Genomic DNA, 15,277 nt, shown 5'->3' with positions numbered 1-15,277 from the left:
AAGTGGTGTACAGCGGGCAGACTTGCGGACGATAACGCTCAGACCCGAGGGCCTGAGCATTAAATCGTGCGGTACTTTACCGGAGAATTGAGGCTTACGCGGTTTCTACCGTCGGAAAACTCTTCACCAGTTCGTCCAACGCTTTGAGCTGGGCCAGGAATGGCTCCAGTTTGTCCAGACGCAAGGCGCAAGGGCCGTCGCATTTGGCGTTGTCCGGGTCCGGGTGGGCTTCGAGGAACAAACCGGCCAGCGACTGGCTGATGCCGGCCTTGGCCAGGTCGGTCACCTGGGCGCGACGGCCGCCAGCGGAGTCGGAACGACCGCCAGGCATTTGCAGCGCATGGGTCACGTCGAAGAATACCGGGTATTCGAACTGCTTCATGATGCCGAAGCCGAGCATGTCGACGACCAGGTTGTTGTAGCCGAAGCTCGAACCACGTTCGCAGAGAATCAACTGATCATTACCCGCTTCCACACACTTGTTCAGGATGTGTTTCATCTCCTGAGGGGCGAGGAACTGGGCTTTCTTGATGTTGATCACGGCACCGGTCTTGGCCATCGCGACCACAAGGTCGGTCTGGCGCGACAGGAAGGCCGGCAACTGAATGATGTCGCAGACCTCGGCAACGACCGCAGCCTGGTCAGGCTCGTGGACGTCGGTGATGATCGGCACGCCGAACGCTTGCTTGATGTCCTGGAAGATCCGCATGCCTTCTTCCAGGCCCGGACCACGGTAAGAAGTCACAGAAGAACGGTTGGCTTTGTCGAAGCTGGCCTTGAACACGTAAGGGATACCGAGTTTCTCAGTAACCTTCACGTACTCTTCGCAGACCTGCATCGCCATGTCGCGGCTTTCCAGCACGTTCATGCCACCGAACAGCACCATTGGCTTGTCGTTGGCAATTTCGATGTCGCCTACGCGGATGATCTTCTGTGCCATCAGGTTTACGCCTTCTTCTGGTGTTGAGCCAAAGCAGCTTTGACGAAACCGCTGAACAACGGGTGACCATCGCGCGGCGTCGAAGTGAACTCAGGGTGGAACTGGCAAGCGACGAACCAAGGATGATCAGGTGCTTCAACCACTTCGACCAGCGCACCGTCACCGGAGCGACCGGAGATTTTCAGGCCGGCCTCGATCAGTTGCGGCAACAGGTTGTTGTTCACTTCATAGCGATGACGATGACGCTCGACGATCACGTCCTTGGCATAGCAATCGTGCACCAGGGAGCCGGCTTCCAGCAGGCAGTCCTGAGCGCCGAGGCGCATGGTACCGCCCAGGTCGGATGCTTCGGTACGGATTTCAACAGCGCCGGTGGCATCTTCCCACTCGGTGATCAGGCCCACGACCGGATGGCCGCTGGCACGATCGAACTCGGTGGAGTTGGCGTCTTTCCAGCCCAGCACGTTACGAGCGAACTCGATAACAGCCACTTGCATACCCAGGCAGATACCCAGGTACGGCACCTTGTTTTCACGAGCATATTGAACGGCGGTGATCTTGCCTTCCACGCCACGCAGGCCGAAACCGCCCGGTACGAGGATTGCGTCTACGCCTTCCAGCAGCGCGGTGCCCTGGTTTTCGATGTCTTCGGAGTCGATGTAGCGCAGGTTGACCTTGGTACGGTTGCTGATGCCGGCGTGACTCATCGCTTCGATCAGCGACTTGTAGGCGTCCAGCAGCTCCATGTACTTGCCGACCATGGCGATGGTGACTTCATGCTCAGGGTTGAGCTTGGCGTCGACCACGGCTTCCCACTCGGAAAGATCAGCACCGCCACATTGCAGGCCGAAACGCTCGACGACAAAATCATCCAGGCCCTGGGAATGCAGGATGCCCGGGATCTTGTAGATGGTGTCGGCGTCTTCCAGCGCGATTACCGCACGTTCTTCAACGTTGGTGAATTGCGCGATCTTGCGACGCGAGGAGATATCGATCGGGTGATCAGAGCGGCAGACCAGCACGTCTGGTTGCAGGCCGATGGAACGCAGTTCCTTGACCGAGTGCTGGGTAGGCTTGGTTTTGGTTTCGCCAGCGGTGGCGATGTACGGTACCAACGTCAGGTGCATCAGCATCGCGCGCTTGGCGCCGACTTCGAAACGCAATTGACGGATGGCTTCAAGGAACGGTTGCGACTCGATATCGCCCACGGTGCCGCCGATCTCGACCATGGCCACGTCGGCATCGCCGGCGCCCTTGATGATCCGGCGCTTGATTTCGTCGGTGATGTGCGGAATCACCTGGATGGTTGCACCCAGGTAATCACCACGGCGCTCTTTGCGCAGGACGTGTTCGTAAACGCGGCCAGTGGTGAAGTTGTTGTTCTGGGTCATGGTCGTGCGGATGAACCGCTCGTAGTGGCCCAGGTCCAGGTCGGTCTCGGCGCCGTCGTGGGTGACGAACACTTCACCGTGCTGGAACGGGCTCATGGTGCCCGGGTCGACGTTGATGTACGGGTCCAGCTTCAGCATGGTGACCTTAAGTCCCCGCGCCTCCAGGATCGCCGCCAATGAAGCCGATGCAATGCCTTTCCCCAATGAAGAAACAACACCGCCCGTGACGAATATGTAGCGCGTCATGAAAAACCCTAGAAGTCTGCGTTAAAGCGGTCCGAGCCGCCGGGGAAAGCGAAGGAAGGCCGAAGCCCCCGATCACCTGCATTAATCACAGTGCACCTTTCAAAAAAACCGCCGCGTTGGGACAGACCGGAAGATGAAACACCGGTACGTTGCTCGCTACACATTTTTTGGAATCGCCCAGCAAAGACTGCTTGGTAATCGGCAACTCCTGCAATTCAGGCGAATCCACAGAAGTTGTATCAAGAAGGGAGCGTAGTCTACCGGAAAGCCCCTTTCAGCTCAAACCTTGATCTTCGCTCAATGGGGCCCAATGCAAATGCCAGCCTTCGCGCTCGCAGCCACTTAAACCCCGCAGGTTCGCCACCGCCAGCAATTGCCCGCCTCGGTAGAGCAGCGGCAATCTGCCACGGACGAAGCCAGGAACACCCCTCTCGTTGAGCAAGCGCTTCAGATCACGATGCCCCCGATCCTGCAGAGCCATGACTTCTCCTCCCTCACGATAGCGGATTTGCAGCGGGCCACCGGGCTTTTGACCGCTGAAACTGAGCACACCGTTTTCCGGCAGCACCAGCGGTTGCGAGGGATCGCGCCACTCACCTGCGTCAGGCGCAGGGCGTAGCCAGCCGCCGGACAACCACCAGATCCGTGCGCCAGCCCGGTGCAGCTCACCCTCTGCCAGGCGCCAGATCGGGCGGGCATCGGCCGCGGCATCTCGCAGATCGTCCCAACCCGACCAATGGTCGCTGTCCGGTAGCCGGGTCAGCGTGACGAGCCAATGACTGAGTGCGTTGCGCTGGCGAGCAGCAGAAAGTACTGCCAGCGGCGCCAACGCCAATGACGGCACGCCCAGCCAGTCGAAATCACTCTCGGCGCGGGCGCGGGCCAGGTCGATTTGCGCCAGGTCATCGAGCAGGCCTCGCGCCTCGCTCAGATGCGCGGCGCTGCGAGCCATGGTCGCCACGGCTTGCGGCCAGCGCTCGGTCAAGACCGGGAACACTTGATGCCGCAGGTAATTGCGCGAGAACTGTCGATCCTGGTTCGAAGGGTCTTCGATCCAGCTCAACTGATGCTCAGTTGCGTAAGCCTCAAGCTCGGCACGCGGGATATCCAGCAACGGACGCAAAAGGTGCCCGCGCCCCAGAACCCGCTTGCCAGGCATGCCGGACAAGCCCCTCACCCCTGCCCCGCGCAGTAGCCGAAACAACAGGGTTTCCGCCTGATCATCGCGGTGTTGCGCGGTCAGTAGCAGTTCATTCGCTTGAGTGGCTTGAAGGAAGGCGCCATAGCGCGCCTCACGGGCTGCACGCTCGAGACTGGCACCGGACTGAACCTGAACGCGGACCACCTGTAGCGGTACGCCCAGCGCATCGCAGATCGATCGACAATGCTCCGGCCACCCGTCAGCAGCAGCCTGAAGGCCGTGGTGGACGTGGATCGCTCTTAAAGCCGGAAGGGATTCGGTTTTCGCGAGGTTCGCGAGAAGGTGCAGCAGGACGGTGGAGTCGAGGCCACCGGAGAAGGCGATGCGCCAGGTTGTGGCGTTGCGCCAAGGGGTTAGATTCAGCAGAAGCCGGGAAGGCAAATCAATCGTGGGCTGATCCATATCTTTCCCTTTGCACAAATCAAATGTGGGAGCGGGCCTGCTCGCGATTGCTGTTTAACGACCAACTGATTCGTTGAATGTTAAACCCTCATCGCGAGCAGGCTCGCTCCCACATGGGTACTGCGCGCCCGGCTTAGAGACCGTAGCTCATCAACCGCTCGTAACGACGAGTCAACAGTGCTTCGTTGTCGAACTTCTTCAACATCGCCAGTTGCGAGCTCAACTCGGCACGGATCGAGGCAGCCGCAGCAGCCGGGTCGCGATGTGCGCCGCCCAATGGTTCGCCGATCACCTTGTCCACGATACCCAGGCCTTTCAGGCGCTCGGCAGTGATGCCCATGGCTTCGGCAGCATCCGGTGCCTTTTCGGCGGTTTTCCACAGAATCGACGCGCAACCTTCCGGCGAAATCACCGCATAGGTCGAATACTGCAGCATGTTCAACTGATCGCAGACGCCGATTGCCAGCGCACCACCAGAACCACCCTCACCGATTACGGTAGCGATGATTGGGGTTTTCAGGCGGGCCATCACACGCAGGTTCCAGGCGATCGCTTCACTCTGGTTGCGCTCTTCAGCGTCGATACCAGGGTAAGCGCCCGGGGTGTCGATGAAGGTCAGGATCGGCATCTTGAAACGTTCGGCCATTTCCATCAGGCGGCACGCTTTGCGATAGCCTTCAGGACGCGGCATGCCGAAGTTGCGGCGCACTTTCTCGCGCACTTCCCGGCCTTTCTGGTGACCGATGATCATCACCGGCTCATCATCCAGGCGGGCAATGCCACCGACGATGGCAGCGTCGTCGGAGAAATGACGGTCGCCATGCAGTTCATCGAACTCGGTGAAGATGTGCTCGATGTAGTCCAGGGTATAAGGACGTTTCGGGTGACGTGCCAGACGCGCGATCTGCCAGCTCGTCAGCTTGCCGAAGATGTCTTCGGTCAACGTGCTGCTTTTGTCCTGAAGGCGGGAAATCTCATCGCCGATATTCAGCGAATTGTCATTACCGACCAAGCGCAACTCTTCGATCTTGGCTTGCAGGTCGGCGATCGGCTGTTCGAAATCTAGAAAATTCGGGTTCATAGGCGTCCGTCTTGGGTCGACGTCCAAGTGAGCTTGGGTCGGCCGGTTGTCTATTCGCGCCCTACCTTAAGGGACAGGCGCGTTCAGGTCGAGATTAAAAATTGGGGTCTGGATCAGGGCGCGTTCCAATGGTGAAGAATGGCACCTGACCGTTAACGGTATTGGAGGAAGACGTTGTCTCTTCCGAACTGGTCACGCAAGGCTTGAATCAACGCATCCGCCGGGTCGATTCGCCAGGTCTCGCCGAACTGCAGCAAGGCCTTCGCATCGGGGCTTGTGTACTCCATGGTGATCGGGCAGGCGCCGCGATGACGCTTGAACAACTCGCCCAACCAGCGTAGCTGATCGCCTTTCAAGTCTTTGGTCTGCAGCTTCAACCGCAAGCTTTCCGCCAGGTTGGTGCGTGCATCCTCCATGCTCATTACCCGCTTGACCCGCAACCGCAAGCCACCGGAAAAGTCATCGTTGCTGACTTCACCTTCCACCACCACCATCGCGTCGGTCTGCAACAGCGACTGCGCCGAGTGGAATGCTTCGGCGAACAGCGAGGCTTCGATCCGGCCAGAACGATCGTCGAGGGTGATGAAACCCATCTTGTCGCCTTTTTTGTTCTTCATCACACGCAAGGCGATAATCATCCCGGCGACGGTCTGAGTATCCCGGGCCGGCTTCAGGTCAATGATGCGCTGGCGGGCGAAACGACGGATCTCGCCTTCATATTCGTCAATCGGGTGACCCGTCAGGTACAGACCCAAGGTATCTTTTTCGCCCTTCAAGCGTTCCTTGAGGGTCAACTCCTTCGCCTTGCGATGATTGGCGTAGACGTCGGCATCTTCCTCGACAAACAGCCCGCCAAACAGGTCGGCATGCCCGCTGTCGTGGGTGCGAGCGGTTTGTTCAGCAGCCTTGATCGCCCCTTCCATCGCGTTCAGCAAGACCGCACGATTCTGGTCGATGCTCGCTTGATAGGCTTTCGGTTCGTCGTGGAAATAAGGGCCCAGACGATCCAGCGCACCACTGCGGATCAAACCGTCCAGGGTGCGCTTGTTGATACGCTTGAGATCGACCCGGGCGCAGAAATCGAACAGATCCGTGAAGGGGCCGTCCTGACGCGCTTCGGTAATGGCTTCAACCGGGCCTTCACCCACCCCTTTGATCGCGCCGAGGCCATAGATAATCCGGCCTTCTTCATTCACCGTGAACTTGAACTCGGAGGTATTCACATCCGGCGCGTCGAGACGCAGCTTCATGGTGCGAATTTCTTCGATCAAGGTCACGACCTTGTCGGTGTTGTGCATATCCGCCGACAGCACCGCCGCCATGAATGGCGCCGGGTAATGCGTTTTCAGCCACGCCGTCTGATACGACACCAGGCCATAAGCAGCGGAGTGAGACTTGTTGAAGCCGTAACCGGCGAATTTCTCTACCAGGTCGAAAATGTTACCGGCCAGGTCCGCGTCAATGTTGTCGGTCGCGCAACCCTCAATAAAACCACCGCGCTGCTTGGCCATTTCCTCGGGCTTTTTCTTACCCATGGCCCGACGCAACATGTCCGCACCACCGAGGGTGTAACCGGCCATGACCTGCGCAATTTGCATCACCTGTTCCTGATACAGGATGATGCCGTATGTCGGGGCCAGGACGGGTTTCAGTCCTTCGTACTGGTAGTCCGAGTGCGGGTACGCAAGTTCGGCGCGACCGTGCTTTCGGTTGATGAAGTCGTCCACCATGCCCGATTGCAGTGGCCCCGGACGGAACAGGGCCACCAGTGCGATCAAATCTTCCAGGCAGTCGGGCTTGAGCTTTTTGATCAGCTCTTTCATGCCCCGCGACTCAAGCTGGAACACCGCGGTTGTTTCGGCTTTTTGCAGCAGTTGGTAGGTCGGCTTGTCGTCCAGCGGGATGAATGCGATGTCCAGCGGCGCTTCATCGACCTTGGCGCGGTCGCGATTGATGGTTTTCAACGCCCAATCGATGACCGTCAACGTGCGCAGACCGAGGAAGTCGAACTTCACAAGGCCAGCAGCCTCAACGTCATCCTTGTCGAACTGGGTTACCAGGCCATCACCGGCCTCGTCGCAATAGATCGGCGAGAAGTCAGTCAGCTTGGTCGGTGCGATAACCACACCTCCCGCGTGCTTGCCAACGTTACGCACAACGCCTTCCAGCTTGCGGGCCATCTCCCAGATTTCGGCGGCCTCTTCATCGACCTTGATGAAGTCACGCAGGATTTCTTCCTGCTCGTAGGCTTTTTCAAGGGTCATGCCGACTTCGAAGGGGATCATCTTCGACAGACGATCCGCCAATCCGTAGGACTTGCCCTGCACCCGCGCCACGTCACGAACCACCGCTTTCGCCGCCATGGAACCGAACGTGATGATCTGGCTTACCGCGTTACGGCCGTATTTTTCGGCAACGTACTCGATAACACGGTCACGACCGTCCATGCAGAAGTCGACGTCGAAGTCGGGCATCGATACCCGTTCCGGGTTAAGGAAACGTTCGAACAGCAGGTCGTATTCCAGCGGATCGAGGTCAGTGATCTTCTGCACATAGGCCACCAGCGATCCGGCACCTGATCCACGACCTGGGCCTACCGGCACGCCGTTGCTCTTGGCCCACTGGATAAAGTCCATAACGATCAGGAAGTAACCGGGGAAGCCCATCTGGATAATGATATCCAGCTCGAAATTCAGCCGATCGACATACACCTGACGCTTGGCGTCGTAGTCTTCGGTGGTGTCCTTGGGCAAAAGAACGCTAAGGCGATCTTCGAGGCCATCGAATGAGACCTTACGGAAGTACTCGTCGATGGTCATGCCATCGGGAATCGGGAAGTTTGGCAGGAAGTGCTTGCCCAGCTTCACTTCGATGTTGCAGCGCTTGGCGATCTCTACAGTGTTTTCCAGTGCTTCGGGAATGTCACTGAACAGCTCATGCATTTCCTCGGCGCTTTTGAGGTACTGCTGATCGCTGTAATTTTTCGAGCGTCGCGGATCGTCGAGGGCACGGCCTTCACCGATGCAAACGCGGGTCTCGTGAGCGGCGAAATCTTCCTGCTTGATGAAGCGCACATCGTTGGTCGCCACCAGTGGCGCACCGATTTTCTCGGCCAGGGCCACGGCGCCATGCAGTTGCTCTTCATCATTCGGACGATTGGTACGCTGGATTTCAAGATAGAAGCGATCCGGAAACACTGTCATCCATTCGCGCGCCAGGGCTTCCGCCTCTGCCGGATTGCCGCTCAACATCGCCAGGCCGATCTCGCCTTCTTTGGCGGCCGACAGCATGATCAAGCCTTCGCTGGCCTCGGCAACCCACTCACGTTCGATGATGATCGAGCCATTGCGCTGACCGTCAATGAAGCCTCGGGAAATGAGTTCGGTGAGGTTACGGTAACCCACGGCGTTCATTGCCAGCAGGCTGATCCGGCTCAAGGCGTTGTCCGGATCCTTGTTCGACAGCCACAGGTCGGCACCGCAGATCGGCTTGATCCCTGCGCCCATGGAGGCTTTGTAAAATTTGACGAGCGAACACATGTTGTTCTGGTCGGTAACCGCTACAGCAGGCATGTTCATGCCGACCAGCGTCTTGACCAGCGGTTTGATCCGCACCAGACCGTCGACCAGGGAATACTCAGTGTGCAGGCGTAGGTGAACGAATGAAGCCGGCATAGTGATCCTGTCTAGAAACGTGAAAACAACAAGGCCCGGATTGTACCGGGCCTTGGCAAAAACATCAGCCTTGCAACTAACTCACGATGAGACTTTCCCGCGCCTCGTACGCCAGACGTACCGGGGCAAAGGAGCGCCGGTGAATCGGCGTAGGACCCAGGCGGGCCAACGCTTCCAGATGAACGGGGGTTGGGTAGCCTTTGTGGCCGCCGATGCCATATCCCGGGTAAATCAATTCGAATGCCGCCATCTCACGGTCGCGACTGACCTTGGCCAGAATCGACGCAGCCGCAATGGCCGGCACTTTACCGTCGCCTTGTACGACGGCTTCGGCGCGCATGGACAACTTGGGGCAACGGTTGCCATCGATCATCGCGAGCTTCGGCTGAATGTGCAGACCTTCGATTGCGCGCTGCATGGCGAGCATGGTGGCGTGAAGGATGTTCAGCTCGTCGATTTCCTCGACTTCAGCCCGAGCGATACACCAGCTCAAGGCTTTTTCGCAGATTTCGTCATAAAGCTTTTCACGACGGGCCTCGGTGAGCTTTTTCGAGTCGTTCAACCCCAAAATAGGTCGATTCGGATCGAGGATTACCGCGGCCGTGACCACTGCACCGCACAGCGGACCGCGACCAACCTCGTCAACGCCAGCCACCAGGTCTTCCACCTCAGCGACCAGCGTGAAGTCCAGGCCCATCTGCATGCTTGCTTTACTCATTATGATTTGCCGATCAGTTTCAGTACCGCGTCCGCCGCCTGATTGGAGGCGTCCAGGCGCAAGGTACGGTGGATTTCGTCAAAGCCGCGAGTCTGCTCTTCGCCGCCTTCAATCAATGGGGACAAAGTCTGGGCCAACGCTTCGACCGTCGCATCATCCTGCAGCAACTCGGGCACCAACAAGCGTTGGGCCAACAGGTTCGGCAAGGATACGTAAGGACTCTTCACCATTCGCTTGAGAATCCAGAACGTCAGCGGCGCCAATCGATAAGCCACAACCATCGGCCGCTTGTACAGCAACGCTTCAAGCGTAGCGGTTCCAGAGGCAATCAACACCGCGTCGCACGCTGCCAACGCCAGGTGAGACTGGCCATTGAGCAAGGTCAGCGGTAGATCGCGACCGGCCAGCAACGCCTCAAGCTGTGCGCGGCGCTCGGGGTTGGCGCACGGCATGACGAACCGAACGCCCGGACGCATGGCTCTCAGGCGCTGAGCCGTATCGAGGAACAACGCCCCCAAACGACCGACTTCCCCCCCGCGGCTGCCAGGCATCAACGCGACCAGAGGCCCATCCGGCAATCCGAGTTCGGCCCGCGCCGCAGCACGATCAGCTTCGAGCGGGATCGCATCGGCCAGCGAGTGGCCAACAAATCGCACCGGGACGCCCTTCTCTTCATAGAATTTCGCTTCGAAGGGGAACAGCGTCAGCATCAAGTCGCAACCTTCGCGAATCTTCAACACGCGCTTCTGTCGCCACGCCCAAACCGACGGGCTGACGTAATGCACGGTTTTGATCCCGGCCTGACGCAGCTTGAGCTCGATGTTGAGATTGAAGTCAGGGGCGTCAATGCCGATGAACACGTCTGGCTTTTCGGCGATGAGGTCGTTGATCAGCTTTTTGCGGCGCTTGAGCAACTCGCGCAGCCGGCCCAGCACTTCCACCAGGCCCATGACAGACAGACGTTCCATTGGAAAATACGAGGTCAGGCCTTCGGCCTGCATCAACGGGCCGCCGACACCGATGAACTCGACCGCAGGATGCTGAGCTTTGAGTGCACGCATGAGACCGGCACCCAGAATGTCACCGGAAGCCTCTCCCGCCACCAGCGCAATACGCAGATTAGCCATGATTAACGAGTTATGCCGCGAGTCGAAGACTGGATGGAGTCACGGAACACCGCAACTTCCGGGAACTGTGCCGAAGGCTCGGCCAGCTCGGCGAGTGCCTGATCAACCGTCAGGCCCTGGCGGTAAACCACCTTGTAGGCACGGCGCAGGGCATGGATCGCATCTTCGCTGAAACCACGACGACGCATACCTTCGAAGTTCATGCTGCGTGCTTCGGCAGGGTTGCCGAACACTGTGACGTACGCTGGAACGTCCTTGCCGATGGCTGTACCCATGCCGGAAAAGCTGTGGGCGCCGATATGGCAATACTGGTGAACCAGGGTAAAGCCGGAAAGAATCGCCCAGTCTTCAACGTGCACATGGCCCGCCAATGCGGTGTTGTTGACCAGAATGCAGTTGTTTCCGATAACGCTGTCGTGGCCGATGTGGGCGTAGGCCATGATCAGGTTATGGTCGCCCAGGGTCGTCTCCGAACGGTCCTGGATGGTGCCACGGTGAATCGTCACGCCTTCGCGTATGACGTTATGGTCACCAATGACCAGACGTGTTTCTTCACCCTTGTATTTCAAATCAGGGGTGTCTTCGCCTACCGAAGAAAACTGATAGATGCGGTTGTGCTTACCAATTCGGGTCGGGCCCTTGAGAATCACGTGTGGCCCGATCACTGTCCCCTCGCCTATTTCCACACCTGCGCCGATGATCGACCAAGGGCCGACCTCGACGTCGGCGGCCAGAATGGCCGTCGGATCGATGATTGCGCGAGGGTCAATCAAACTCATAGCTTGCGTTCCGCGCAGATGATTTCAGCGGAGCAAACTGGTTTGCCGTCGACCGAAGCCTGGCACTCGAACTTCCAGATCTGGCGCTTGCAGCTCAGGAATTTGGCTTCAAGGATCAACTGATCGCCAGGCAGTACTGGCTGGCGGAAGCGCAGCTTGTCGGAGCCGACGAAATAGTAAAGGGTGCCATCGGCAGGCTTTACGTCGAGCATTTTGAAACCAAGGATCCCGGCAGCCTGAGCCATCGCTTCGATGATCAGCACGCCCGGCATGATTGGATGCGCAGGAAAGTGACCATTGAAGAACGGTTCGTTGATGCTGACATTCTTGTAGGCGCGAATGCGCTTGCCTTCCACATCCAGATCCACGACCCGGTCCACCAGCAGGAACGGGTAACGGTGAGGCAGGTATTCGCGAATCTCGTTGATGTCCATCATTTCGGGGGGAAGCCTATGTAAAGATTGGGGGCGCGCGACTGACGCACACCCCTCTAGCAAATCAAGGAGGCAGTCTAGCGGCTGTGCACACTTGATATGGAAATGGTATCAGCCATCTGATGAAGCATTACCGTCAGGGGTCACTTCCCCTACACGCTTTTCCAGCTGTCGCAGACGCCGCGCGATGTCATCGAGCTGACGGATGCGTGCCGCGCTTTTGCGCCACTCGGCAGCGGGTTGCATAGCCGTACCGGAAGAATAGGAGCCCTTTTCGGTAATCGAGTGGGTCACCATGGTCATTCCGGTAATGAAAACGTTGTCGCAAATCTCGATATGCCCGACCAGACCTACGCCACCGGCAAGCATGCAGTGCTTGCCGATCTTGGTGCTGCCGGAAATCCCAACGCACGCTGCCATGGCGGTGTGATCACCTATCTGGACGTTATGGGCAATCTGAATCTGATTGTCGAGTTTCACGCCATTACCAAGGACAGTATCGGCCAATGCACCACGGTCAATGGCGGTGTTTACGCCAATCTCCACGTCGTCACCTACCAGAACACCTCCAATCTGGGCGATTTTCTGCCACACACCTTTCTCGTTGGCGAAACCGAAACCCTCGCCTCCCAGTACAGCGCCTGACTGGATCACTACCCGCTTGCCGATGCGAACGTCGTGGTAAAGCGTCACTCGCGGAGCCAGCCAGCCGCCCTCGCCAATTTCGCAGCGCGCGCCAATAAAGCAATGAGCGCCAACGGTTACACCGGCCGCAATACGCGCAGCACTTTCGATCACCGCAAATGCACCGATGCTCGCTGCCGGATCAACCACTGCATCCGCTGCCACAACGGCTGTCGGATGAATACCCGCAGCCGCCTTTGGTTTAGGATCGAACAGGTGGGAAACCCGTGCGTAGGCCAGATAAGGATCAGGCACCACCAGTACATTACCCGCGAAACCCTCAGCATCAGCGGCCTTCAGCAACAGTGCTGCGGCCTGACTGTCCGCCAGGAATTTACGGTACTGGGGGTTTGCGAGAAAGCTCAACTGAGCTGGGCCAGCCTCTTGCAAAGTGGCTAGCCCAGTAATTTCTTTCTCAGGGTCGCCACGCAGTGTGGCGCCGAGGAACTCGGCCAACTGGCCGAGCTTGATAGTCGCTGTCATGGATTACTTCAGCTGATTCATGCGCTCGATGACCTGGCGAGTGATGTCGTACTGAGGTTTGACATCAATCACTGCACCACGCTCGAAGACCAGGTCAAAAGCACCTTTCTTGATGACTTCTTCCACAGCGCTGTCCAGTTTCGGCTTGAGCTGCTTCAGCATTTCACGGTCCGCAACGGCTTTGGCTTCGTTCAATTCCTTGGACTGGAACTGGAAGTCACGGGCCTTTTGCTTGAATTCAAGCTCCAGGCGCTCACGCTCGCCTTGCTGCATTTTGTCACCACCGGCCATCAGACGATCCTGAATGCCCTTGGCGCTGCTTTCCAGAGTCTTGAGTTTGGTCAGTTGAGGACCGAACTTCTTCTCGGCATCCACGGCGTATTTCTTGGCCGCGTCGGATTCCAGCAGTGCCATTTGATAGTTCAGAACGGCGATTTTCATGTCGGCAAAAGCCGGACCTGCTACCAGTACGGTCGCCAGGAGAACCAATTGAGTCAACTTACGCACGATGCACTCCTACAAAATCCATTGTCGTTATCTTGGGTCAGACGCTTAGAACGTCTGGCCGAGGGAGAATTGGAACACTTGAGTTTCAGCGTCATCCGGTTTCTTCACTGGCATTGCCAGGGCGAAGCTCAACGGACCCAGTGCTGTGACCCAGGTCACACCGACACCAACGGAACTGGCCATGTTGCTCAGGCTGATGTCGTTGCACTTGGTACTGGACGGCGAGCCATCAGCATTGGTGGTGTCCTTGCACTGCGAATCGAACACGTTACCCACGTCCCAGAAGACCGAAGTCCGCAGCGAGCGTTGATCCTTGACGAACGGCAGTGGAAACAGCAGTTCCACGCCACCCTGGATCAGGACGTTACCACCGAACGGCAGTGGATCTTGGTCCGGATCTTCGGCAGTACCCGGGTTCCGGCCACGACTCGGTGTACTGCGAGGACCCAGAGTGCTGTCCTTGAAACCACGAACCGAGTTGAAACCACCAGCATAGTAGTTTTCATAGAATGGCAAGCCATCGGTCGAACCGTAACCGTCGCCATAACCCAATTCGGTGTGCAGGCGCATGGTGTAGTTTTCGCTCAGCGGCTGGAACAACTGGCCGCGGTAATCGAGCTTGAAGAACGACAGGTCACTGCCAGGCGTAGTGGTTTCCAGGGTCAGGCTCTGGGAACGACCACGGGTAGCCAGCACACCTTTGTTCAGGGTCGACTCGGACCAGCCGGCCGACGCCTTGAAGTTCAGGTACTTGTCGCCTTCCTTGTTCACGAAGTCGAAGATTTCATCAACGGTGTAGACACCGGTCTTGATGGTGTCTTGCTGCGCGGTCAGGCCGAAGGTCAGGCGCGAAGTCTCGCTGATCGGGTAACCCACGCTCACGCCGGCACCGAGGCTGTCTACCGCATAGCTGGCGATGTCAGTTTCGAGCTCGTCATAGTCAGTGGTGCGATAGAAAGCGTTGTAACCCAGACTCACGCCATCAGTGGTCCAGTACGGGTCGACATAACCGAAGTTATAACGGCTCTGGTATTCACTGCGGGTCAAGCCGATGCTGACCTTGTTACCGGTACCCAGGAAGTTGTTCTGGGTGATCGAACCACCGAGGATCAAACCGGCGCTCTGTGCGAAACCGACACTGGCGGTAATCGAACCGGAAGCCTGTTCTTCAACGCTGTAGTTCACATCAACCTGATCGTCGACGCCTGGCACAGCTGGCGTTTCGACGTTGACTTCCTTGAAGAAGCCCAGACGCTCAAGACGGGTCTTGGATTGGTCGATCAGGTAGGTCGAAGCCCAGCCCCCTTCCATCTGACGCATTTCACGACGCAGCACTTCGTCTTCCGACTTGGTGTTACCGCGGAAGTTGATGCGGTTCACGTAAGCACGCTTGCCCGGATCGACCGCGAAGGTGATGTCGACGGTGTGATCATCGTCGTGAGGCACCGGTACGCCGTTGACGTTGGCGAAGGTATAACCCTCGTTACCCAGGCGACGCGTGATCAATTCGGACGTGGTGGTCATCAGCTTGCGCGAGAACACCTGGCCTTTCTGTACCAGCAGGAGCGACTTGACCTGGTCTTCAGGGACTTTCAGGTCACCGCTCAACT

12 protein-coding genes are annotated in these 15,277 nt (G+C 58.0%); all 12 read right to left on the bottom strand.

Annotated features, from left to right (window positions below):
- Positions 1-94: 94 nt before the first annotated feature.
- Positions 95-940, bottom strand: a complete 846-nt coding sequence (kdsA, locus tag AC3ZVB_RS15075; RefSeq protein WP_162439115.1) for a 3-deoxy-8-phosphooctulonate synthase — start codon at positions 938-940, stop codon at positions 95-97.
- 5 nt (positions 941-945) lie between these two features.
- Positions 946-2,577, bottom strand: coding sequence for a CTP synthase (pyrG, locus tag AC3ZVB_RS15070; protein WP_162439116.1), 1,632 nt, complete (start codon positions 2,575-2,577; stop codon positions 946-948).
- A 274-nt stretch (positions 2,578-2,851) separates the two neighbouring features.
- Entirely contained in the window at positions 2,852-4,180 is a 1,329-nt protein-coding gene (gene tilS, locus AC3ZVB_RS15065; protein ID WP_490146992.1) for a tRNA lysidine(34) synthetase TilS, read from the bottom strand.
- A 133-nt stretch (positions 4,181-4,313) separates the two neighbouring features.
- The gene (locus tag AC3ZVB_RS15060) at positions 4,314-5,261 is read right to left on the bottom strand and encodes an acetyl-CoA carboxylase carboxyltransferase subunit alpha (protein WP_162440996.1); all 948 of its coding nucleotides are present in this window, start codon (positions 5,259-5,261) and stop codon (positions 4,314-4,316) included.
- Positions 5,262-5,413: 152 nt separating this feature from the next.
- Positions 5,414-8,935 (bottom strand): DNA polymerase III subunit alpha, encoded by a 3,522-nt coding sequence (dnaE, locus tag AC3ZVB_RS15055; RefSeq protein WP_490146991.1) that lies wholly within the window; start codon positions 8,933-8,935, stop codon positions 5,414-5,416.
- A 76-nt stretch (positions 8,936-9,011) separates the two neighbouring features.
- On the bottom strand, positions 9,012-9,638 hold the full coding sequence (gene rnhB / locus AC3ZVB_RS15050; RefSeq protein WP_162441002.1) for a ribonuclease HII: 627 nt from the start codon (positions 9,636-9,638) through the stop codon (positions 9,012-9,014).
- Between the two features lie 14 nt (positions 9,639-9,652).
- The gene (gene lpxB / locus AC3ZVB_RS15045; protein WP_490146990.1) at positions 9,653-10,780 is read right to left on the bottom strand and encodes a lipid-A-disaccharide synthase; all 1,128 of its coding nucleotides are present in this window, start codon (positions 10,778-10,780) and stop codon (positions 9,653-9,655) included.
- A 2-nt stretch (positions 10,781-10,782) separates the two neighbouring features.
- On the bottom strand, positions 10,783-11,559 hold the full coding sequence (lpxA, locus tag AC3ZVB_RS15040) for an acyl-ACP--UDP-N-acetylglucosamine O-acyltransferase (protein WP_162440999.1): 777 nt from the start codon (positions 11,557-11,559) through the stop codon (positions 10,783-10,785).
- A complete protein-coding gene (gene fabZ / locus AC3ZVB_RS15035) occupies positions 11,556-11,996 on the bottom strand; it encodes a 3-hydroxyacyl-ACP dehydratase FabZ (RefSeq protein WP_007907157.1) in 441 nt (146 codons plus the stop codon). The genes lpxA and fabZ overlap by 4 nt, the downstream gene beginning before the upstream one ends.
- A gap of 108 nt (positions 11,997-12,104) precedes the next feature.
- The gene (lpxD, locus tag AC3ZVB_RS15030) at positions 12,105-13,160 is read right to left on the bottom strand and encodes a UDP-3-O-(3-hydroxymyristoyl)glucosamine N-acyltransferase (protein WP_162441000.1); all 1,056 of its coding nucleotides are present in this window, start codon (positions 13,158-13,160) and stop codon (positions 12,105-12,107) included.
- A gap of 3 nt (positions 13,161-13,163) precedes the next feature.
- Positions 13,164-13,667: an OmpH/Skp family outer membrane protein gene (locus tag AC3ZVB_RS15025; RefSeq protein ID WP_008028980.1), complete on the bottom strand. Its 504-nt coding sequence runs from the start codon at positions 13,665-13,667 to the stop codon at positions 13,164-13,166.
- Between the two features lie 45 nt (positions 13,668-13,712).
- Positions 13,713-15,277, bottom strand: a 1,565-nt coding sequence (gene bamA, locus AC3ZVB_RS15020) for an outer membrane protein assembly factor BamA (protein ID WP_490146989.1), incomplete at its 5' end; no start/stop codon positions are given.

The sequence above is a fragment of the Pseudomonas sp. MDV22-iso1 genome (assembly GCF_058145095.1).
The sequence above is the reverse complement of the archived record's forward strand: the minus strand, read 5'-3'. Positions and strand labels throughout refer to the sequence as shown.

Bases quoted from the DNA above. Each gene is read 5' to 3' on its own strand.
- pyrG (WP_162439116.1), bottom strand. From the start codon at position 2,577: ATGACGCGCTACATATTCGTCACGGGCGGTGTTGTTTCTTCATTGGGG.
- lpxD (WP_162441000.1), bottom strand. From the start codon at position 13,160: ATGACAGCGACTATCAAGCTCGGCCAGTTGGCCGAGTTCCTCGGCGCC.
- kdsA (WP_162439115.1), bottom strand. From the start codon at position 940: ATGGCACAGAAGATCATCCGCGTAGGCGACATCGAAATTGCCAACGAC.
- fabZ (WP_007907157.1), bottom strand. From the start codon at position 11,996: ATGATGGACATCAACGAGATTCGCGAATACCTGCCTCACCGTTACCCG.
- lpxB (WP_490146990.1), bottom strand. From the start codon at position 10,780: ATGGCTAATCTGCGTATTGCGCTGGTGGCGGGAGAGGCTTCCGGTGAC.
- AC3ZVB_RS15060 (WP_162440996.1), bottom strand. From the start codon at position 5,261: ATGAACCCGAATTTTCTAGATTTCGAACAGCCGATCGCCGACCTGCAA.
- tilS (WP_490146992.1), bottom strand. From the start codon at position 4,180: ATGGATCAGCCCACGATTGATTTGCCTTCCCGGCTTCTGCTGAATCTA.
- lpxA (WP_162440999.1), bottom strand. From the start codon at position 11,559: ATGAGTTTGATTGACCCTCGCGCAATCATCGATCCGACGGCCATTCTG.
- dnaE (WP_490146991.1), bottom strand. From the start codon at position 8,935: ATGCCGGCTTCATTCGTTCACCTACGCCTGCACACTGAGTATTCCCTG.
- rnhB (WP_162441002.1), bottom strand. From the start codon at position 9,638: ATGCAGATGGGCCTGGACTTCACGCTGGTCGCTGAGGTGGAAGACCTG.